Source organism: Bacillus cereus group sp. MYBK216-1, from assembly GCF_051916495.1.
GTDB lineage: Bacteria > Bacillota > Bacilli > Bacillales > Bacillaceae_G > Bacillus_A > Bacillus_A thuringiensis_K.
In genome coordinates, this window is record NZ_JBQAGT010000001.1 from 653,371 (window position 1) to 673,485 (window position 20,115).

Here is a 20,115-nt window from a genome sequence, read left to right on the forward strand (position 1 = left end):
TATGGAAAATGCCTTTAAGTTGCTGTATAAAACAATTGAAGAACGAAAGGAAAGCCCACTTCCTGAATCGTATACAAATTATTTATTTTCAAAAGGAGAAGATAAAATTTTAAAGAAAATTGGTGAAGAGTGTGCTGAAGTAATTATCGCATGTAAAAATAATGATAAAGAAGAAGTAGTGAAAGAAATGGTTGATGTATTTTATCACTGTTTCGTTTTATTAGCTGAAAAAAATATTACATTGGAAGATGTCATGCGAGAGGTGAAAGAACGAAATGGAAAGCTTTCGAGAGTTGGGGATAGAAGGGAAATAGATACATTATAAGGGGGAATGTATATGAAAGTAGATTATCATCTTCACTTAGAAGAAGGACCGTATTCAATAGGATGGCTTGCTAAAATAAATGAAGCGCTGGAATGTTATGAACCGCTTCAAGAAAGGCATTCTATTGATTGGCTTATGAAAACACAAGAGCGTTTGCAAAAGCGTGTGAAGGAAGGGCCATTTACAACAGAATGGATGGACCTCTATTTAGAAGAAGCTGTGCGAAAAGGTATAACAGAAGTTGGGATTGTTGATCATTTATATCGTTTTCATGAAGCGAAAGGATATTATGAAAAATATGTAGATATTAGTGATTCTAAGCTCGGTCGTATACAGAAGGAATGGTTAGATCAAGTAAGGGTAGTTTCACTGTATGATTTTACAAAGGTCATTGAAGAGGCGAAAGAACGATGGAGTAAAAGAGGTGTCACACTTAAACTTGGAATTGAAGCGGATTATTTTATTGGTTGTGAAGGAGAGTTAAAAGAATTATTAGCGCTAGGAGACTTTGATTATATAATTGGTTCCGTTCATTTTCTAAATGGCTGGGGATTCGATAATCCAGATACGAAAGAATATTTTGAGAAGCATGACCTACGCGCATTATATGATATGTTTTTTAAAACAGTTGAGAGTGCGATTCGTACTGAGTTATTTGATATTATCGCTCATCTTGATAATATAAAGGTATTTAATTATCGATTGGATGAGAATGAACAGCTTTCTTATTATGAGGAAATTGCCTGTGCGTTAGTAGAAACGAATACGGCAACAGAAATAAATGCAGGATTATACTATCGTTATCCTGTTCGTGAAATGTGCCCAAGTCCACTATATTTACAAGTATTAGCTAAGTATGGTGTTCCAATTACGATTTCTTCGGATGCCCATTATCCAAATGATTTAGGGAATTATGTACAAGAAAATGTACAAACATTACTAGCTCACGGTGTTACTCAGGTTGCAACATTTACGAAGCGAGCAAGAGTAATGAGGTCGCTTGAAGAAGAAGTAACAAATTCAAAATGAAACGCAATTTTTTGATGAAAACCGTCCTTTTTGTTCAAAATAAGAAAGAATGAAAAGGAGGGTAAGAAATGGCGAAACAACAAAATAAAAAAAATGTACAAGGTACACAGCAACAAGCTTATACTTCTGAAACGAATGCTGCATCTCAATCGGTTATTGAGGAGCAAATTAGCGATACGGTTGCAGAAGGAACTATTGATGTGAAGCTTGGAAAAGAATCGCAGGAAAAAGTGTAAGAAAAGGGGAGAGTTGCATCTCCTCTTTTTTCATGGAAAAGTGTCGATTTTTAAAACTATAATCAAATTCCTTGGTTTTTATATGTGGATTTCTTACAATGAAATATAAGAGATATCTTATTTTCTATAGAAGAGGTGTTAGTAGTGGCAAAAATATTAGTAGCAGGAAAAATTCCGGAAATTGGATTAGAACTATTAAAAGATCATGATGTAGAAATGTACGATAAAGAGGAGTTAATTTCTATAGATGAATTAACAGAGCGTGTAAAAGATAAAGATGCATTGTTAAGTTTACTTTCGACAAAGGTGCCAAAAGAAGTTATTGATGCAGCGCCTCATTTAAAGATTGTTGCAAACTATGGTGCTGGTTACGACAATATTGATTACACGTATGCGGGTGAAAAAGGAATTGCAGTTACGAATACACCGAAAGTATCAACGGAAGCGACTGCAGAATTAACATTTGCACTTCTTTTAGCAGCGGCGCGTAGAATTCCTGAAGGGGATACGTTATGTCGTACGACTGGATTTAACGGATGGGCACCGTTATTTTTCTTAGGACGAGAAGTCCATGGTAAGACAATCGGAATTATAGGTCTTGGAGAAATCGGGAAGGCTGTTGCAAAACGTGCGAAAGCATTTGGAATGGATGTTTTATATACAGGGCCAAATCGTAAGTTTGAAGCTGAAAGTGAACTGGGAGCAACGTATGTGACGTTGGAAGAATTATTACAAACAGCAGACTTTATTACAATTAACTGTGCTTATAATCCAAAATTACATCATATGATTGATGAAGAACAGTTTAAAATGATGAAGAAAACAGCGTATATTGTAAATGCTTCACGTGGACCAATTATGAATGAAGCAGCACTTGCTCATGCATTAAAAACGAATGAAATTGAAGGAGCAGCTCTTGACGTGTTTGAATTTGAACCGAAAATTACAGAAGAGCTAAAAGAATTAAAGAATGTAGTACTTGCTCCACACGTAGGGAATGCAACATTTGAAACTCGTGATGCGATGGCTGAAATGGCTGTCAGAAATATTTTAGCTATATTAAACGGCGAAGAGCCAGTAACACCTGTAAATCAAAAGGTATTAGTTACAAAATAAAAAGAAACCTTCCGGACTCGGAAGGTTTTCTTATTTTTCTTTATTCGCTTTTTTAGACGGTCTTTGTCTAATGAATTGAGATAACATGTACAAAATATATAGTGGAATGGCAATGAATAAGAAAACAGAAAAATTTCCAAATCCTGTTTGATACATTGTAATAATGATTCCAACTAAAAATAGTGTAATAATGATGCTATATCGTGGAATTGGTACATCTTTTAAACTTGGGATACGAATGCGGCTCACCATTAAAAATGCGAACGTTACAAATACGGTAATAAGAACGATTTTTGGAATGGTATGTGAAAATAATGTTAAGAAAGCAACAAGCCCTCCCGCTGCTGTAATCGGTACTCCAGTGAAATATTTCATTGAAGTAGAAGATGGTGTTACATTAAATCGTGCTAAACGATATGCTCCGAAAAGAGGGAATAATCCCGCTATGTATAATCCGATGATTCCGTAGTTTGAGAAAGATGTGTAATACATTAAAACAGCTGGTGCTGCACCAAATGTTACGACATCTGCAAGCGAGTCGAGCTCTTTTCCCATTTGTGAATCAACACGTAATAAACGAGCAACACGACCATCAAGACTATCTAACATCATCCCGATAAGTACTAAAATAGCAGCTGATTTATAATATCCTAAAGATGCATAGCCGATTGATAAAAATCCGCTATATAAATTTCCGAGCGTAAATAAGTTTGGAATAGCTGCTCTATACAAAATCTGATCCCTTGCTTTCTGTAATAAATTCTTAATTAGTGTATGAAAGTTTACTTATTTTATCATACCATAAATTTATTCCTCATACGAAAAAAATTACCAATTTGTGAAAGATTTCATAGAAGGATGGTTTGAAAATTAAGTGAAAATAAAAAGAGGAAGCAACTTGTATAAAGTTGCTTCCTTTACTATTCAAATTTCGTTGTCATCGTTCCGGTTTTATATCGATTATTAGGATCGAAGCGTAACAAATCTCCATAAATTAATTTATCGGAGAGTTTTAATTCTGTTTTTGCTTTTTCAATATACGGCTGACATAGCGCCATGTCAGCTTCTTCACCTGTACTTCTTTTGTAGCACATATTTTTTGTATAAACATACTCTTCAGAAACAAAGCTACCATCACGCATTACCATAAGCGGATCTTTCTCTTTAATAAATAAGTCAGTTCCAAATTCAACGGATTTATTTGTTTTAATACCAAGTAAATGAAAGAGCGTTGGCTTAATATCAATTTGACCGGATACTTTAGAAACAACTTTTCCTTCTTGGCCAGGCACATGAATAATAAGAGGGACTCGTTGTAATTGCATAGAATCAAATGGTGTAATAGTATCTTTTCCTAGGAACTGTGCAATAGCTGCGTTATGGTTTTCGGAAATACCGTAATGATCACCATAGATGACAATAACGGAATTATCATACAATCCTTCTTCTTTTAATTGTTTAATAAATAATTTAAGAGCTTCATCTGTGTAACGAACAGTTGGGAAGTAGCGGTTTACAACACCACTTTCCGAGTTGAATTCATCAACATATTGATCTTCCGGATTTAGAAGAAACGGAAAATGATTTGTTAATGTAATAAATTTTGTATAGAACGGTTGCGGTAAAGATTTTAACTTTGGAATAGATTGTTCAAAGAACTCTTTATCTTTTAATCCCCAACCGACAGACATTTGCTCCGTTCCTGCGTAATCATTTAAATTAAAGTAACGATCATATCCAAGCGCAGGATACATTACATCCCGATTCCAAAACGTTTTATCATTTGAATGGAAGACAGCAGAAGAATATCCGTATTTCTTTAATTGTTCTGGTGTCGCTGTGTATTCATTTGTTGCATGAGTAAAGAATACAGAACCACGATCTAGCGGATAAAGTGAGTTTTCAACGATAAATTCAGCATCAGAAGTTTTACCTTGTCCAGTTTGATGATAGAAGTTATCGAAATAGAAACTATCCTTAATAAATTCATTTAAAAATGGTGTAATTTCTTTTCCATTTATTTTTTTATTAATAACAAAGCTTTGTGTAGATTCCATTGAAATTAAAATTACATTTTTACCTTTTGCAGCTCCAAATAAGTTTTTATCAACTTGTTTGTCTTTTGAGTCTGTATAGTTTTTAATTTCAGAAAACCCATCCCCACTTGCAAATACACGCTCAGCTGAAGACTTGGATTGAAGCGTAATATCAAATAGATGATATGTGTATAAACCTAAATTCTTCACGACAGTTTGACGGTCAAATGAGCGTGAGAACATTTGTGGTTTATAAATAACTGATACAACAATTTGTAGTGCTAATAAAGCTGTTACACCGCTAAAGAAAGTTCGCTTCTCTGAGCGGGAAAGTGGTGTTTTGTCGCCAAATGATGGGGATTTACGCGAAATAAACATTAAAATAATTGCATCTGCAAATAAAAGTAATGTTTTGTACGTAAAGAGTTCTTTTATACTTGTCCCTAAATCAGCCATATTGTTTGTTTGGAATAAAACCGGGAAAGTAACGAAATCGTTATAGAACCCATAAAACATTGCGTTTCCAAATAAAATAAATGACAGTATAAAACTGATTCCAATTATAATTCGGTTTCGGTGCTTAGATGCAAGTAAAGCTAAGCCGAAAAATAAAAGTAACGCAGCTAGTGGATTGATAAAAAGCATGAATTCTTCAAAGAAATTATCAATTTTAATATCAAATGCTAGCTTGTACACAATATATGTTTTAATCCATAGTAAAACGACTGCAACGAGTGCAAATCGCAGTTTTGGAAACAGATGTTGTAGCATAATATACTCCTCTCCTAAAAAGCATGACAGTTCTTGAGAGTCAGTTTGCTTAACGACTCATTTTATATATACGAACAGTCCTTTGTTATTATGATTATTATACTATGAGTATCATTATACGAAAATAAAAGAAGGTTGTGGGCTTTTTTATAATAATCGAGTAGAAAAAGAGTGGTGGGAGACAATAAAACAGAATTTCTATGTATGATAATTATCGTACGCAGAAAGAATCGCGTGATAATACGGAGGTTATAATGCGAAAATTATTATGTTTTATAGCATGCAGTAGTGTTGTACTTTTTACTTCACCGAGTGTGTCGGTAGCCCAATATGATCCACCTCTTATGGAAGATGCACTTTATTCTGTTTTATTTCCAAAAATAAATAAAGCAATTGAAAAACAATATGGAAGTTTGAAACCTTATCAATGTCCTAAAATTATTAGTTTAAAAAAAGTGTATAGCGGTACATATTTATTTCAAGCAAGTATTGAAGTTACAAAGTATGAACGTGTTGCTGGGAAAATTGCTCCACCATTTGAGAAGGTAACGATTACATTTAATAACGAAGAAGGCGAATGGGAAGTGACAAAGATTTCAGTAAAGCGCTTACCAAACGATACCAAACTAAACTGTAAAAAAACAATATAAAAAATTGTTTGACAAATAAAATGGTCCTTTGGTATTGTTAATAGCAACAATTAGATGTTTGAAAATTAAATAGACTTACCTCATCTACTCTCAAAGGTAGAGGCCGCGATAGGAAAGAGTAAGCTATGGGAGATTTAATGGAATCTGTGATTATAGGTTGAAAGGGACTATTGCCGAAATATAAGAATAACCATCTTATTCATATATTGGGACTGCATTGAATAAATGTAGTACTGTCATAAGATTTATTTTATGGAGAGCTATTTGGAGATGTTGATGCGGTTTCTTATTTTGAGGAGATAACAACTCGTTTATTTTTTCAATATATATTTTTCCTAATAAGAAACGCGTGTGAACATTGTTCCGCGCGTTTTTTGTCTATCTAAAAGCGTGCTGCAATGAATAGAAGATTGGGGTTATGAGTTTTAGAGGAAATAAGGGAGGAATTTAAATGTATTTACACGGCACAAGCCGAATTAATGGGCAAGGACACTTAGAAATTGGAGGGTGCGATACGACGCAGCTAGCAAAGCAATACGGAACACCACTTTATGTATACGATGAAGAGTCTATTCGAGGAAAATGCCGAGCGTTTCATCGTGCTTTTAAAGAAAGTGGTTTCTCTTATCAAGTAGCATATGCAAGCAAGGCGTTCTTGTGCATGGAGATGTGCCGAGTAGCTCGTGAAGAGAATATGTCATTAGACGTTGTTTCTGGGGGAGAATTATATACTGCGCTCCAAGCAGGATTTCCAGCATCACGTATTCATTTTCATGGAAATAATAAAACAGAAGAAGAGATAGTGATGGCTCTTCAGGCGAATATTGGTTGTTTTGTCGTAGATAATTTCTTTGAATTAGAAGTTTTACACGATTTAGCGATGCAACATGGAAAATTTGTGAACATATTAATTCGTGTAACGCCTGGAGTAGAGGCGCACACACATGAATATATTACAACAGGCCAAGATGATTCGAAATTTGGATTTGGCGTTTCAAACGGTCAAGCGATGCAGGCAATTGGATTTGCTTTACAAAAATCAAATTATAATGTGCTAGGGATTCATTCACATATCGGATCGCAAATATTTGAAACAGCTGGTTTTGTTCGAGCAATTGAAGTTCTTCGCCAATTTTTAGAAGAAGTGAGAGAGCAAACAAACTATGTAGTAAAAGTGCTAAATGTAGGCGGGGGATTTGGAATACGCTACACAGAGTCGGATACACCATTAACTCTTGAGACATATGTGCGAGCTGTAACAAGTGCAGTGAGAGAACAATTTACTGTATGTGAATATCCATTGCCAGAAATATGGATTGAACCAGGCCGTAGCATTGTAGGTGATGCTGGGACAACAATTTATACAGTTGGATCTGTGAAAGATATTCCTGGTATTCGGAAATATGTATCAGTGGATGGTGGAATGACAGATAATTTAAGACCTGCTTTATATAGTGCGCGTTATGAAGCAATGTTAGCGAATCGAGGGAATGATGAGAATGAGGAACTCGTTTCGATTGCTGGGAAATGCTGTGAGAGTGGAGATATGTTGATTTGGGATATTCATTTACCAAAAGTCGCTTCTGCTGATTTACTAGCAGTTTCCTGTACAGGAGCCTACGGGTATTCGATGGCGAATAATTACAATCGGATTCGAAGACCAGCCGTTGTCTTTGCAAAAGGCGGAACATCGCAAGTAGTTGTGGAACGCGAAACATATGAAAATATTATTGGGAACGATCGCATACGTATTAAAGAGCTTGTCTAAATAGGAAAAGGAGTTGTTCGAATGGGCAATTCCTTTTTTATAAAATAAAATAATTAAAATATATCGGAAAACTAGGATTGAAAAAAATCAGAATTGTGATAAAATACAAATACAAAGCTTATCAAGAGAAGCGGAGGGAACTGGCCCGAAGAAGCTCGGCAACCTGCTTATAGAAAGCAAGGTGCTAAATCCAGCAAAATGGGATCCATTTTGAAAGATAAGGTAAAATATATTACCGAACAGTCTTTTCGAAATGGGAAAGATTTTTTTTATGAATAAAAAGGGGGGGCTGTTCGCGTGAGTTTACGGGAACATTTTGATGAAGTATCCGAGAAGATTGAAGCGATGCTTGCTGATATGAAATATGGTTCAATTACAATTGTTGTGCAAGATGGAAAAGTAATTCAGTTAGAGAAAAGTGAAAAAGTACGTTTAAAGTGAAAAGCGCTGACTAGAAAAACTAGAGGCGGTTTTAACCTATTTTCATTAGGTTAAAACCGTCTTTTTGCTTTTACAGGGGGAAAAAACATGTTGACGTATGAAACGTGGGAAGAAAATGTTGTTTCGTTTTCGGAAGAAGATGAAACAAAAGGCGCGTTATCAGTATTAAATTGGGCTTATAAAGAATATAAAGATGAGGTTGTCTACGCATGTAGCTTTGGGGTGGAAGGTATGGTATTGCTGCACATTATAAACCAAGTAAATCCATCTGCTAAAGTTGTATTTTTGGATACAAATGTTCATTTTCAAGAAACGTATGAATTAATTCAAAAAGTGCGGGAACGATTTCCTTCATTGAATATTATAGAAAAACAGCCAGAACTTACACTTGATGAACAGGCGAAGTTGCATGGTGAAAAACTGTGGGAGAGCAATCCGAATCTTTGTTGTAAGATTAGAAAAATTTTACCTTTAGAAAAATCATTAGTCGTGGAAAAAGCATGGATATCGGGCTTAAGAAGGGAACAATCAGAAACACGTAAGCATACAAAGTTTATAAATCAAGATCATCGTTTTCAATCTATTAAAGTTTGTCCACTCATTCATTGGACGTGGAAAGAAGTTTGGCGATATGTATACAAACATAGCTTGCCGTATAACCCGTTGCATGATGTTGGCTATCCAAGTATTGGGTGTGAGAAATGTACGTTACCTGTAGGGGATGGTGGCGATTCAAGAGATGGTAGATGGGCTGGAAAAGTGAAAACTGAATGTGGTCTTCATTACCAATAAGATGAATCTTGAAATAAAGCTAAGAGAGGATATAGAAAAATGAGCATAGTAAACGAATTAGTAAACCGTATAGATGAGACATATGACGTATCACAAATTGAAAAAGAAATTAAATTAGACAATATTGCGTTAAGTGATTTAGAACTATTGGCGATAGGTGGATATAGCCCCCTTACTGGTTTTTTAGGGAAGGAAGATTATGATTCAGTTGTAGAAACGCTTCGTTTAGCAAATGGTAGTGTGTGGAGTATACCGATTACATTACCGGTAACAGAAAAAGTCGCAGAAAGCCTGAAGACTGGAGAGGAAGTAAAGCTTGTCAACAACGGAAATATATACGGTGTCATTCAAATAGAAGATATTTTTGTACCAGATAAAGAAAAAGAAGCGTTACTTGTATATAAAACAACGGATGAGGCTCATCCAGGAGTGAAAAAATTATATGAACGACCAAACGTTTACGTTGGAGGAACTATTATTCTAACAAAACGCTTTGAAAATAATCAATTTCCTTCTTATCATTTAGACCCAATTGAAACGAGGGAAGCATTTAAAAAACGTGGGTGGAAAACAGTGGTCGGATTTCAAACGAGAAACCCGGTACATCGTGCCCATGAGTATATTCAAAAATCTGCTCTTGAAATTGTAGATGGTCTCTTTTTAAATCCGCTCGTCGGAGAAACGAAATCGGATGATATTCCTGCTGATGTAAGAATGGAAAGCTATGAAGTACTTCTTCAAAACTATTATCCGAAAAATCGTGTCTTTTTAAGTGTATTTCCTGCTGCCATGCGTTACGCAGGACCAAGGGAAGCGATATTTCATGCGTTAGTAAGAAAGAATTTTGGATGTACCCACTTTATAGTAGGGCGTGATCATGCTGGAGTAGGAGATTATTACGGAACGTATGAAGCGCAAGAAATCTTCACAAATTTTACGATAGAAGAGTTAGGAATTACACCACTATTCTTTGAACATAGTTTTTACTGCACGAAATGTGAAGCGATGGCTTCAACGAAAACATGTCCGCACGGAAAAGAAGATCATGTTATTTTATCGGGTACGAAAGTAAGAGAATTATTAAGAAACGGTGAGATTCCGCCAAGTACATTTAGTCGTAAAGAAGTAGTGGAAGTGCTAATTAAAGGTTTGAAAAAAGAAGTAGTAACAGAATAGGGAGAGAACGAGATGGATACGAATATTACTTGGCACACAGCTTCGGTTTCAAAAGATGAGAGAAGAGTGAAGAATGGACATCATAGTTTTGTAATTTGGTTTACTGGTTTATCAGCTTCGGGTAAATCTACAGTAGCGAATGCGGTCGCTCGTAAACTTTTTGAAAAGAATATTGGAAATTATGTGCTGGATGGGGATAACATTCGCCACGGTTTAAATAAAGACTTAGGATTTTCTGAAAGTGATCGCATGGAAAATATAAGACGTATTGGCGAAGTGGCAAAGTTATTTGTAGATCAAGGAGCAGTTGTCCTTACAGCATTTATTTCACCATTTCGAGTAGACCGCAAACAAGTAAGAGATTTATTAGAGGCAGATGAATTTATTGAAATTTTTGTGAAGTGTCCGATTGAACAGTGTGAGAAACGTGATCCGAAAGGACTTTATAAAAAGGCAAGGAAAGGTGATATTAAGGATTTCACAGGTATTGATTCGCCTTATGAAGAGCCAGAGCAAGCGGAATTAATTGTAGAAACGCACAAATATTCTATTGAAGAATGTGCAGAACAAATCGTGAAGTACTTACAAGAGCGTAGTTTTATATAGGGGGATAAACAATGAGTTATGAAAAAGTATGGGCTAACAATGAAAAATTAAATCAGACCGAGAAAAATAAATTAGAAAAAGATGGCTTAGAAATTTTCAATGATATTCCTTACTATGCGGAAAATGGTTTCAAATCTATTCCGAAAGAAGAGTGGGATGCCTTTAAATGGGCAGGCTTGTATTTACAAAGACCGAAAGAAGCTGGTTATTTTATGATGCGGGTAAATATTCCGTCGGGGATTATTACAAATGCACAGGCAGAAGTACTTGCTTCTATCGCTGAAGATTATGGACGTGATGTAATAGATATTACGACGAGACAGGCGATTCAGTTTCACTGGTTAGAAATTCAGCAAATTCCAGATATTTTTAAAAAATTAGCAAGAGTTGGGTTATCTTCAGCGGGGGCTTGTGGTGATATAACGCGGAATATTACAGGTAATCCGCTTGCTGGCATTGATGCAAATGAACTATTCGATACAACGCATATTGTAAAAGAAGTATATGATTACTTCCAACATAATGAAGAGTTTTCTAACTTGCCACGCAAATTTAAAATGTCTATTAGTTCTAATATTTATAATTCAGCAAACGCAGAAATTAACTGTGTTGCATTTACGCCTGCAACGAAAGAAATAGATGGTGAGAAAAAAGTTGGTTTTCATATAAAAGTAGGTGGAGGATTATCAGCTCGACCGTATTTAGCTGATGAATTAGATGTATTCGTTTTACCAGAAGAAGTGAAGGCGGTGGCGATTGCAATTGCTACTATATTCCGTGATTTTGGATATCGTGAAAAACGTCATTTAGCTCGGTTGAAATTTCTTGTTGCGGACTGGGGAGCAGAGAAATTTAAAGAGAAACTAATAGAGTATACAGGGCCTTTACAAAGTAAAGGGGAAAGTGCACTCAAAGGATGGAATGCAGGCTATTTTTATGGTGTTCAAGACCAAAAACAAAAGGGATTAAAATATGTAGGTTTTAATGTACCGGTAGGTCGTTTACATGCAGAAGAAATGTTTGAGATTGCAAGAATTGCAAAGCGATATGGAAATGGACAAATTCGTACATGTAACTCGCAAAACTTCATTATTCCGAACGTTCCTCCGGAAAATGTAAAAGGATTACTTAGTGAACCGCTGTTTGAAGCGATATCTGCTAGCCCGAAATCATTTATTGGTTATGCGGTTTCATGTACCGGTATTGAATATTGTAATCTTGCACTAGTAGAAACGAAAGAAAGATTAAGAAAAATTGCAGAATACTTAGATACACAAATTGCACTCGATGTTCCAGTTCGAATTCATATGGTAGGCTGCCCGAATTCATGTGGTCAACGTCAAATTGCTGACATTGGGTTACAAGGGGTGAAAATGAAAACGAAGGAAAAAGGCATTGTTGAAGCGTTTGAAATATACGTAGGTGGAACATTGTTAGATGGCGGTGCCTACAATCAAAAGTTAAAAGGAAAAATAGATGGCGAGGATCTACCTGATGTACTCGCATCATTTATAAGTTATTTCAAAGAGAACAAATTACCAGCCGAAACATTTTATGATTTTGTAGGTCGTGTTGGTATAGAGACATTACAAATAGCGTTAAATAACGTGTTAGAAGAAGTAATAGCGTCTTAGGAGGGGCAATATGGATTTATATCGATTTGAAGCGGTATTAGTGAGTAGCATTGTTCCAATTGTTGTTGTTGCTGAAAGTGAAGAACAGGCATTTAAGATGGCGGAGATGGAGCTTGAAAAACATTTTTTACCGTTACCAGAGGTAAAGGAGATTGCTTTATTTGAAAAAAAGAAGATTCGAAAAAGCGCGGCCTTTGTTATTCATGAGTAAGGAACATTGAAATATGAAGAAATGAAAACTTCCATTCATATATAAGGATGGAAGTTTCACTTTAATAGTAGAAATGAGGAGAGATGATGGGGAAGGTTTATATTGTTGGAGCGGGTCCTGGTGATCCAGATTTAATTACTGTTAAAGGATTGAAATGTATTGAGAAGGCAGATGTTATTTTATACGACCGTCTTGTGAATAAAGAGCTGCTTTCACACGCAAAGCCTGAAGCGGATTTGATTTATTGCGGGAAACTCCCGAATTATCACACGATGAAGCAAGAAACAATTAATATATTTCTTATTAAGTATGCGAAAAAAGGAAAAGTTGTAACAAGGCTTAAGGGCGGCGATCCATTTGTGTTTGGTAGAGGGGGAGAAGAAGCCGAAGCATTAGCAAAGCAAGGTGTACCATTTGAAATCGTCCCAGGTATTTCGTCTGGAATAGCCGCACCTGCTTATGCTGGTATTCCAGTGACGCACCGTGATGCAAGTGCAAGTTTTGCTATTGTGACTGGGCATAGGAAAGAAGGTGCTGAAGAAGAAGTGAAATGGGAAAGTTTAGCGAAAGGTGTAGAGACTTTAGCGGTATATATGGGGGTTAGTAATTTGCTCTACATATGTGAGCAACTTATGAAGCATGGAAAAGATAAAAGTACGCCAGCTGCTATTATTGAGCAGGGGACGACGTCTATGCAGCGCACAGTTGTTGGAACGTTAGGGACAATTGTAGATGTTGCGAAAAAAGAGCAAATTCAAAATCCGAGCATGATTGTAATTGGAGAAGTTGTCCGTTTTAGAGAAAAAATTCATTGGTTTGAGAAGCAGACAGAAAATGCTTATCAAGTAAGTGGAGTGTTGTAAAATGAAAGCCGTTTTATATATATGTCATGGAAGTCGTTTGAAGACAGCGAAAGAAGAGGCGATTCAATTTATTACATCGTGTATGAGCCGTATAGAAGCGACTATTCAAGAAGTTTGTTTTTTAGAGTTAGCGAATCCTTCTATTGAAGATGGTTTTCGTACATGTGTGAAGCGTGGGGCCACAGAGATTATTGCTATCCCTGTTTTTTTATTAGCGGCAGGTCATGTGAAGAAAGATATTCCGTTTGAATTGGTAAAGCTCAAGAATCAATATCCAAATGTTAAAGTGACTTATGGTAATCCGTTTGGTGTATCAGAAACACTTGTTAAATCGGTGTATAGCGGAAGTGGCATCGAACAGGAAGATAAAAATGAAGTGACGTTACTTCTCGTTGCAAGAGGGAGTAGTGATCCTGAAGTATTAAGAGATATAAACTGGATTGCTTCTTTATTTCAAACAAAAGAGAAGGTTAAAAAAGTAGAAGTTTGTTATTTAGCGGCTGCAGAGCCAAAATTTGAGGAGAAGTTAAAGGAAGTTGTAGAACGAAAAGAAAAGAACATCGTTGTACTGCCTTACTTGTTATTTACAGGTTTACTTATGAAACATATTGAGAAAGAAGTGCGCCAATATGAATTGGAAGAGATAAAAATCAGTCCATATTTAGGGAAGAATGAAGCGTTTCAAGATATGTTAATTCAGAAAACGACGGAGTTATTGAAAGGAGATCAGTATGTATCCACTTACAGTGCGAGTTAATGAGAAACGCGTTGTTGTTATTGGCGGGGGAAAAGTTGCAGGATTTAAAATTATTCCTTTACTCAAACAGGGTGCGGATATAGTTGTGATAAGTCCAGAATTAGATGCGAATTTAGTAAAACTTGTGGAAGAAAAGAAAATTCGTTGGTATCAAAGAGAATATGAAAAAAGTGATATTAAAAGTGCTTTTTTAGTTGTTGCAGCAAGTAGTGATTCAATATTAAATGAACAAGTTGCTGAAGATGCCGCTGAGAATCAATTAGTAAATGTTATTACAAATCCGGAAAGTGGTAATGTTCATTTTCCGGCAGCGATTCATCGTGGTTTACTTAATATAGCAGTTTCTACTGGGGGAGCGAGCCCGAAGCTCGCAAAAAAAATTCGAGATGATATTGCAAATAAATATGATGAGACATATGAATCATATTTAGATTTTTTATATGAAGTAAGGTTGAAGTTAAAAGATTTACAGTTAGAAAAGAGGGAACGAAATATATTGCTCCAAGAAGTGTTGAAATCAGTATATGTGCAAAACGAGGGGAAAAGAGAAAGTTTTTTACGAGAATTAGAGGAAAAGATTTTAAAATAATAAAAGATAAAGTGCGCTTTACAAATATAAAAATATAATTTATAATCACAAGTAACTTCAATAGATGAAATCGATGAGCAAGAAGAGTACGTATATTTGATGCGTTCAGAGAGCTGGGGTTAGGTGGGAGCCCGGTACGATAAAATATACAGAATGGGCTTGCGAGAGGTATGTTGAACATTGTAGTAGGCAACCCGGGTTCTGCCGTTAAAAGGATAGAGTATCGGAATTATTCCTGTACTTGAACAAGTGGGATTTATCAATCCAATTGAGGTGGTACCACGGTATTTACATTACATATATCGTCCTCTACATGCATATTTGCGTGTAGGGGACTTTTTTATTTTCTAAAGGAGGTGTGCGAGTATGAAATGAAAGTGTATAATTAACAAAAGTTTAAATATTCAGAAAAGGAGAATTTATGATGAAAGAAACACAGCAATGGACGTCGAAAATCGGCTTTGTACTCGCAGCAGCCGGAGCCGCAGTAGGTCTTGGTGCGATATGGAAATTTCCATATGTTGCAGGTAATGGCGGGGGAGGCGCATTCTTCCTTGTATTTTTACTATTAACTTTATTTATAGGTATGCCTCTTCTAATAGCGGAGTTTGTTATTGGACGTAGCACGCAAAAAGAGGCGGTTACAGCTTATAAAGTACTAGTGCCAAATAGCAAATTATATCCTTGGATTGGTCGTATGGGAGTTGTTACTTGTTTTAGTGTACTATCTTTTTATAGTGTTGTAGGTGGATGGATTTTACTTTATTTATATTATAGTGTGACAGGAAGTTTCTGGAATGGAGTAGCTGATTATGGACAATTGTTCGGTGAAACGATTTCCAATCCATTAAGTGCGATTGGAGCGCAATTTATCTTTATGCTTTGTACGATTTTTGTTGTAAGTAAAGGTGTAGAGAAAGGTATAGAAAAGGCAAGTAAGTACATGATGCCGCTATTATTTATTTTATTTATTGCGATTATTGTTCGTGCGTTAACACTCGATGGTGCTTTTGCTGGAGTAGAGTTCTTCTTAAAGCCAGATTTTTCAAAGCTTACAGCAGATACGATTTTATATGCGATGGGACAATCTTTCTTCTCGCTAACAGTAGGTGCCTCAGTAATGGTAACGTATAGTTCGTATTTAAAGAAAGAGGAACATTTAGCGAAATCAGCAACATCTATTGTAAGTTTAACTGTTTTTGTTACAGTACTTGCAGGATTAGCGATTTTCCCGGCGATTTTCGCATTAGGAGTTAAACCGACTGAAGGACCAGGATTACTGTTTATCGTCCTTCCAGCAGTATTTGCAAAAATACCATTTGGTCAATTTTTCTTTATTATGTTTTTAATTTTATTCTTCTTTGCGACTTTAACATCAGCAATTTCAATGCTTGAAATAGTAGTAGCATCTGTTGCGAAAGGTAATGAGAAGAAGCGTCCATCAGCATCATTATTAATTGGTATTCTTATTTTTGCAGTCGGTATTCCATCAGCGTTATCATTTGGGATTATGAGTGACGTGAAAATATTTGGGAAAACATTCTTTGATTTAGTCGACTTTTCAGTAAGTAACGTATTGCTACCGTTAGGGGTACTAGCTATTTCATTATTTGTACCAAATAAAATGAGTAAAGAATTGTTGATGAAAGAATTAGAAGTGACGGAAACGAAAGGGGAAACGTTATTTAACATTTGGTTCTTCTTACTTCGTTATGTTATTCCGATAACTGTAATAATTGTATTTTTAAATGCGATAGGTGTATTTAAAATGTTTGCATAAAAAAAGGCGGGGAGCTCCCGTCTTTTTTATGTTGTTGAATGTAATAGAGGATTATATGCTTTATAGGCTGTGGTGACTGCGAGGAATGAACCGATTAAAAATAAAACTGAGCCGCCAAATGTAAATATCCGGCTGATATATGTCGCTCTAGCTTCTTCTATTTTTTGTTGTAATTGCGTATTCATATGAATCACCTCGTAAACTAGAGGCATTTAGTTATGGTCTATGTAGAATGCCTATATTGTGTGAAGTATAAATAAAAAAACCTCGGTAGGCACCGAGGTTTTTTATAATCCGATATAAGGAGATGGGTCAACTGCGTTTGTCTTGCCGACATTCCATTCTCCAAGATGGAGTTCGAAGTGTAAATGTTGTCCGTATGATTGGCCCGTATTCCCCATAAATCCAAGCTGATCGCCTTGTTTTACAGTTTGTCCATTCGATACAGAACGGCTATTCATATGAGCATATACTGTCGTATATGTTTTTCCGTTTATACGGTGAGATAAATACACTACGTTTCCGTAACTAGATGATAATTCTGAGCGAATAACAACGCCATCTGCAGCAGCGATAATTGGAACCGTTCCCGAAGCAGCGATGTCAATTCCTTTATGGTTATCTAAAGAACGTACACCAAATCCGGAAGTTTTTGATCCGGCTGCTGGTTTGATAAAGCCACCGATATTTGTATCATGTGGTGTTGGGGCTGCTTGAGCTTTTTGAGCAGATTTAGTAGCTTGTTGCTTGCGAGCCTCTTCTGCCTGGCGAGCTTCTTCCGCTTTACGAGCTTCTTCGGCACGTTTTTCTTCTTCAATTGCTCTTTGAACAGCTTGACGTTGATTTTCTAAAATGCCTTTGGATTCTTCTAATCCTTCAATCTCTGAATCTACTTTTGCTACTTTCGTATGTAGATCGTTAATAAGGGTTTGTTGCTGTTGTTGGTTATTTTGTAATTCTTGCTGTTTTTGTTCTAGTTTTTGTTCAGATTCTTTCAGTTGTTGTTCTTTTTTCTCAACAGCTTCTTTTTCTGTTGTTACAGCATTTTGATCAGATGTTTGTTTTTTTACAATATCTGTATCGTTGTTTAATATTAAACTTACGGAGTACATATTATCAACAAGATCAGCAATGTTTGTAGAGTTTGTTAATACTTCTGTAATGATATTTGTACGCGGTTTTTCTTGCATAGATTGTAATCGTTGTTTAATAACTTCCTGACGTGTATCTATGTTTGTTTGTAATTGTTCTATATGTTTCTTTTTATCAGTAATTACTTGTTGCGTTTTGCTAATTTCCTTTTTTGTATCGTTTAATTCAGCCTCATTTTTATTAATAGAAGTAGTTAATTCATCGATTTTCTTCTGTAATTCTTGAATTTCTTTTTCTATTTGTTCTTTCTCGACTGATTTATTTTGTAAGTCACTTTGTTTGCCTTCTAATTCAGATTGAATATTAGATAATTTATCTTGATTCGTTTCAGCGTATACGGGTGAAAGTAACGGGGAAGCAAAAATCGTTCCTGCTGCTAAAACACTAAACGCTGCAAATTTCTTTTTCATTGTTGTCTGACTCCTTTCCCTATGAATGTTATATATCATAAGAAGAAGGGTGTCTATCGTTGTAATCATAATGTAAAGAAAAATTTATAAAATTGCTAAGTTTTGTCGGAATTTATCATTTTTCAACTGTAATTGTCATAGTGCTTACATTTTATTCATATGTGTAACAAAGGTATATTTTGGGATTTATCTGTAAAATAAAGGAGGAAAGTAATCGTTTTTATGAGATGAGATATTGCTTGGAAAGCTAATAAAACACTAGTGAGGAATCGTTCTCATGTTAGGTTTTCTGACATGGGTCTGCTTTTTGTCAAGAAAATTATTTGTGTTCGGGCAAAGTTATTTTGTTGTCAGATTTAAATTTTTGATTTATGATTTTTAACAGGGACAAAATGTAGTGAATTGTCGAATAATATGTAATACTCTTAATTTCAAGTTTTATAGAGATAGAATGAGAGATAGAGTGACACATCGAAGAGGGGGTTACAACAAATATGAAAAGAATAGGACTTGCATGGCAAATATTAATAGGACTTGCACTTGGTATTGCGGTTGGGGCGATTTTCTTTGATAATCCAGCTGTTGTGAAGTACTTACAACCAATTGGTGATATTTTTATCCGATTAATTAAAATGATCGTTGTACCGATTGTTGTAGCAAGCATTGTTGTTGGGGTTGCTGGTGTTGGCGATGTTAAAAAACTAGGTCGACTAGGCGGAAAAACAATTATTTACTTTGAAATTATTACAACAATTGCAATTATTGTTGGTCTATTAATAGCGAATATTTTCCAACCAGGAAAAGGCGTAAATATGGAGCAGTTAACAAAGACAGATATTTCGAAATATACACATACGACAGAGCAAGTACAAAGTCATTCATTTGCAGATACATTTGTAAATATTGTTCCAACGAACATTATGAAGTCATTAGCTGACGGAGATATGCTTGCTATTATCTTCTTCTCTGTACTATTTGGTTTAGGTGTAGCGGCAATTGGTGAAAGAGGAAGACCAGTTCTTCAATTTTTCCAAGGTGTAGCTGACGCAATGTTTTACGTAACAAACCAAGTTATGAAATTTGCACCATTTGGTGTGTTTGCACTAATTGGTGTTACAGTTTCTACATTTGGTCTTGCTTCATTAATTCCATTAGGGAAATTACTAATTGTCGTATATGGAGCAATGATTTTCTTCGTAGTAGTTGTCTTAGGACTTACAGCGAAAATATTTGGAATTAATATTTTCCAATTCTTTAAGATTTTAAAAGACGAGCTGATTTTAGCGTATTCTACAGCAAGCTCAGAAACAGTTTTACCAAAAATCATGGAGAAAATGGAGAAATTCGGTTGTCCGAAAGCAATTACATCTTTCGTTATTCCGACAGGTTATTCATTTAACTTAGATGGATCAACTTTATATCAAGCAATTGCGGCTATTTTCTTAGCGCAAATGTACGGTATTGATTTATCTATTACACAACAAATTACATTATTGCTTGTATTAATGGTTACATCAAAAGGTATCGCAGGTGTACCGGGCGTATCATTCGTTGTATTATTAGCGACACTTGGTACAGTAGGTATTCCACCTGAAGGCTTAGCGTTCATTGCTGGTATTGACCGTATTTTAGATATGGCTCGTACAGCAGTTAACGTTGTAGGAAACTCTTTAGCAGCTGTAGTTATGTCTAAGTGGGAAGGTCAATATGACGCTGAAAAAGGACAAGCTTATTTAAAAGAGATTTCTGAAAAGGGTCAAGCGGCTTAATTAT

At 35.6% G+C, this 20,115-nt stretch carries 21 protein-coding genes, 2 riboswitches and 1 other annotated feature; of the genes, 17 read left to right on the plus strand and 4 right to left on the minus strand.

Annotated features, from left to right (window positions below):
- Window position 1 precedes the first annotated feature (1 nt).
- The 4 genes from hisE to ACTFRH_RS03520 all read left to right on the plus strand — a co-directional run bounded on the left by hisE (window position 2) and on the right by ACTFRH_RS03520 (window position 2,706).
- Complete coding sequence (gene hisE, locus ACTFRH_RS03505) at window positions 2–325, plus strand: phosphoribosyl-ATP diphosphatase (protein ID WP_000426357.1); 324 nt, start codon at window positions 2–4, stop codon at window positions 323–325.
- A 12-nt stretch (window positions 326–337) separates the two neighbouring features.
- Window positions 338–1,354 carry a histidinol phosphate phosphatase domain-containing protein gene (locus ACTFRH_RS03510; protein WP_000861842.1) on the plus strand — a complete coding sequence of 339 codons (1,017 nt, stop codon included), beginning with the start codon at window positions 338–340 and terminating at the stop codon, window positions 1,352–1,354.
- Window positions 1,355–1,422: 68 nt separating this feature from the next.
- The gene (locus ACTFRH_RS03515) at window positions 1,423–1,590 is read left to right on the plus strand and encodes a YozQ family protein (protein ID WP_440048768.1); all 168 of its coding nucleotides are present in this window, start codon (window positions 1,423–1,425) and stop codon (window positions 1,588–1,590) included.
- A gap of 144 nt (window positions 1,591–1,734) precedes the next feature.
- Window positions 1,735–2,706: an NAD(P)-dependent oxidoreductase gene (locus tag ACTFRH_RS03520; RefSeq protein ID WP_001062832.1), complete on the plus strand. Its 972-nt coding sequence runs from the start codon at window positions 1,735–1,737 to the stop codon at window positions 2,704–2,706.
- Between the two features lie 30 nt (window positions 2,707–2,736).
- Here the strand turns inward: ACTFRH_RS03520 and pssA are convergent, their stop codons facing one another.
- A complete protein-coding gene (gene pssA, locus ACTFRH_RS03525; RefSeq protein WP_000285417.1) occupies window positions 2,737–3,438 on the minus strand; it encodes a CDP-diacylglycerol--serine O-phosphatidyltransferase in 702 nt (233 codons plus the stop codon).
- Between the two features lie 188 nt (window positions 3,439–3,626).
- Window positions 3,627–5,513 carry an LTA synthase family protein gene (locus ACTFRH_RS03530; RefSeq protein ID WP_000939087.1) on the minus strand — a complete coding sequence of 629 codons (1,887 nt, stop codon included), beginning with the start codon at window positions 5,511–5,513 and terminating at the stop codon, window positions 3,627–3,629.
- A 254-nt stretch (window positions 5,514–5,767) separates the two neighbouring features.
- On the opposite strand from ACTFRH_RS03530, the gene ACTFRH_RS03535 reads away from it, so the two are divergent.
- The 12 genes from ACTFRH_RS03535 (at window position 5,768) to ACTFRH_RS03590 (ending at window position 16,780) form a co-directional block, all read left to right on the plus strand.
- Window positions 5,768–6,163 carry a DUF3888 domain-containing protein gene (locus ACTFRH_RS03535; protein WP_001228752.1) on the plus strand — a complete coding sequence of 132 codons (396 nt, stop codon included), beginning with the start codon at window positions 5,768–5,770 and terminating at the stop codon, window positions 6,161–6,163.
- A gap of 89 nt (window positions 6,164–6,252) precedes the next feature.
- Window positions 6,253–6,434: riboswitch (Lysine riboswitch) on the plus strand.
- Between the two features lie 180 nt (window positions 6,435–6,614).
- Complete coding sequence (gene lysA, locus ACTFRH_RS03540; RefSeq protein WP_000280643.1) at window positions 6,615–7,931, plus strand: diaminopimelate decarboxylase; 1,317 nt, start codon at window positions 6,615–6,617, stop codon at window positions 7,929–7,931.
- A 115-nt stretch (window positions 7,932–8,046) separates the two neighbouring features.
- A riboswitch (SAM riboswitch) is annotated at window positions 8,047–8,155 on the plus strand.
- Window positions 8,156–8,228: 73 nt separating this feature from the next.
- Window positions 8,229–8,372: a YezD family protein gene (locus tag ACTFRH_RS03545; RefSeq protein WP_000058410.1), complete on the plus strand. Its 144-nt coding sequence runs from the start codon at window positions 8,229–8,231 to the stop codon at window positions 8,370–8,372.
- 87 nt (window positions 8,373–8,459) lie between these two features.
- Window positions 8,460–9,164, plus strand: a complete 705-nt coding sequence (locus ACTFRH_RS03550; RefSeq protein ID WP_000959020.1) for a phosphoadenylyl-sulfate reductase — start codon at window positions 8,460–8,462, stop codon at window positions 9,162–9,164.
- A 39-nt stretch (window positions 9,165–9,203) separates the two neighbouring features.
- Entirely contained in the window at window positions 9,204–10,340 is a 1,137-nt protein-coding gene (gene sat / locus ACTFRH_RS03555) for a sulfate adenylyltransferase (RefSeq protein ID WP_000029487.1), read from the plus strand.
- 12 nt (window positions 10,341–10,352) lie between these two features.
- Window positions 10,353–10,946 carry an adenylyl-sulfate kinase gene (cysC, locus tag ACTFRH_RS03560; RefSeq protein WP_000380505.1) on the plus strand — a complete coding sequence of 198 codons (594 nt, stop codon included), beginning with the start codon at window positions 10,353–10,355 and terminating at the stop codon, window positions 10,944–10,946.
- A gap of 11 nt (window positions 10,947–10,957) precedes the next feature.
- Window positions 10,958–12,580, plus strand: a complete 1,623-nt coding sequence (locus ACTFRH_RS03565; RefSeq protein WP_000119625.1) for a nitrite/sulfite reductase — start codon at window positions 10,958–10,960, stop codon at window positions 12,578–12,580.
- A 10-nt stretch (window positions 12,581–12,590) separates the two neighbouring features.
- Window positions 12,591–12,791, plus strand: coding sequence for a DUF3906 family protein (locus ACTFRH_RS03570; protein ID WP_000366922.1), 201 nt, complete (start codon window positions 12,591–12,593; stop codon window positions 12,789–12,791).
- Between the two features lie 86 nt (window positions 12,792–12,877).
- A complete protein-coding gene (cobA, locus tag ACTFRH_RS03575; protein WP_000521258.1) occupies window positions 12,878–13,654 on the plus strand; it encodes a uroporphyrinogen-III C-methyltransferase in 777 nt (258 codons plus the stop codon).
- Between the two features lies 1 nt (window position 13,655).
- Window positions 13,656–14,411 (plus strand): sirohydrochlorin chelatase, encoded by a 756-nt coding sequence (locus tag ACTFRH_RS03580; RefSeq protein WP_000648889.1) that lies wholly within the window; start codon window positions 13,656–13,658, stop codon window positions 14,409–14,411.
- Window positions 14,386–15,000, plus strand: coding sequence for an NAD(P)-binding protein (locus ACTFRH_RS03585; RefSeq protein ID WP_000283355.1), 615 nt, complete (start codon window positions 14,386–14,388; stop codon window positions 14,998–15,000). The genes ACTFRH_RS03580 and ACTFRH_RS03585 overlap by 26 nt, the downstream gene beginning before the upstream one ends.
- A 64-nt stretch (window positions 15,001–15,064) precedes the next feature.
- Window positions 15,065–15,313 (plus strand) — a binding site (T-box leader).
- Between the two features lie 111 nt (window positions 15,314–15,424).
- Window positions 15,425–16,780 carry a sodium-dependent transporter gene (locus ACTFRH_RS03590; protein WP_000665432.1) on the plus strand — a complete coding sequence of 452 codons (1,356 nt, stop codon included), beginning with the start codon at window positions 15,425–15,427 and terminating at the stop codon, window positions 16,778–16,780.
- Window positions 16,781–16,806: 26 nt separating this feature from the next.
- On the opposite strand, the gene ACTFRH_RS03595 is transcribed toward ACTFRH_RS03590, so the two are convergent.
- Together ACTFRH_RS03595 and ACTFRH_RS03600 are read right to left on the minus strand one after the other, a co-directional pair.
- The gene (locus tag ACTFRH_RS03595) at window positions 16,807–16,965 is read right to left on the minus strand and encodes a hypothetical protein (protein WP_001096000.1); all 159 of its coding nucleotides are present in this window, start codon (window positions 16,963–16,965) and stop codon (window positions 16,807–16,809) included.
- 102 nt (window positions 16,966–17,067) lie between these two features.
- Entirely contained in the window at window positions 17,068–18,342 is a 1,275-nt protein-coding gene (locus ACTFRH_RS03600) for a murein hydrolase activator EnvC family protein (RefSeq protein WP_000726084.1), read from the minus strand.
- Window positions 18,343–18,836: 494 nt separating this feature from the next.
- On the opposite strand from ACTFRH_RS03600, the gene gltP reads away from it, so the two are divergent.
- Window positions 18,837–20,111 (plus strand): glutamate/aspartate:proton symporter GltP, encoded by a 1,275-nt coding sequence (gene gltP, locus ACTFRH_RS03605; protein WP_000821126.1) that lies wholly within the window; start codon window positions 18,837–18,839, stop codon window positions 20,109–20,111.
- Window positions 20,112–20,115 lie beyond the last annotated feature (4 nt).

Coding starts and splice junctions, on each gene's coding strand:
- ACTFRH_RS03535 (WP_001228752.1), top strand. CDS start 5,768: ATGCGAAAATTATTATGTTTTATAGCATGCAGTAGTGTTGTACTTTTT.
- ACTFRH_RS03515 (WP_440048768.1), top strand. CDS start 1,423: ATGGCGAAACAACAAAATAAAAAAAATGTACAAGGTACACAGCAACAA.
- hisE (WP_000426357.1), top strand. CDS start 2: ATGGAAAATGCCTTTAAGTTGCTGTATAAAACAATTGAAGAACGAAAG.
- ACTFRH_RS03590 (WP_000665432.1), top strand. CDS start 15,425: ATGAAAGAAACACAGCAATGGACGTCGAAAATCGGCTTTGTACTCGCA.
- ACTFRH_RS03550 (WP_000959020.1), top strand. CDS start 8,460: ATGTTGACGTATGAAACGTGGGAAGAAAATGTTGTTTCGTTTTCGGAA.
- ACTFRH_RS03510 (WP_000861842.1), top strand. CDS start 338: ATGAAAGTAGATTATCATCTTCACTTAGAAGAAGGACCGTATTCAATA.
- ACTFRH_RS03580 (WP_000648889.1), top strand. CDS start 13,656: ATGAAAGCCGTTTTATATATATGTCATGGAAGTCGTTTGAAGACAGCG.
- ACTFRH_RS03530 (WP_000939087.1), bottom strand. CDS start 5,513: ATGCTACAACATCTGTTTCCAAAACTGCGATTTGCACTCGTTGCAGTC.
- sat (WP_000029487.1), top strand. CDS start 9,204: ATGAGCATAGTAAACGAATTAGTAAACCGTATAGATGAGACATATGAC.
- ACTFRH_RS03595 (WP_001096000.1), bottom strand. CDS start 16,965: ATGAATACGCAATTACAACAAAAAATAGAAGAAGCTAGAGCGACATAT.
- gltP (WP_000821126.1), top strand. CDS start 18,837: ATGAAAAGAATAGGACTTGCATGGCAAATATTAATAGGACTTGCACTT.
- lysA (WP_000280643.1), top strand. CDS start 6,615: ATGTATTTACACGGCACAAGCCGAATTAATGGGCAAGGACACTTAGAA.
- ACTFRH_RS03600 (WP_000726084.1), bottom strand. CDS start 18,342: ATGAAAAAGAAATTTGCAGCGTTTAGTGTTTTAGCAGCAGGAACGATT.
- ACTFRH_RS03585 (WP_000283355.1), top strand. CDS start 14,386: ATGTATCCACTTACAGTGCGAGTTAATGAGAAACGCGTTGTTGTTATT.
- ACTFRH_RS03570 (WP_000366922.1), top strand. CDS start 12,591: ATGGATTTATATCGATTTGAAGCGGTATTAGTGAGTAGCATTGTTCCA.
- ACTFRH_RS03565 (WP_000119625.1), top strand. CDS start 10,958: ATGAGTTATGAAAAAGTATGGGCTAACAATGAAAAATTAAATCAGACC.
- cysC (WP_000380505.1), top strand. CDS start 10,353: ATGGATACGAATATTACTTGGCACACAGCTTCGGTTTCAAAAGATGAG.
- cobA (WP_000521258.1), top strand. CDS start 12,878: ATGGGGAAGGTTTATATTGTTGGAGCGGGTCCTGGTGATCCAGATTTA.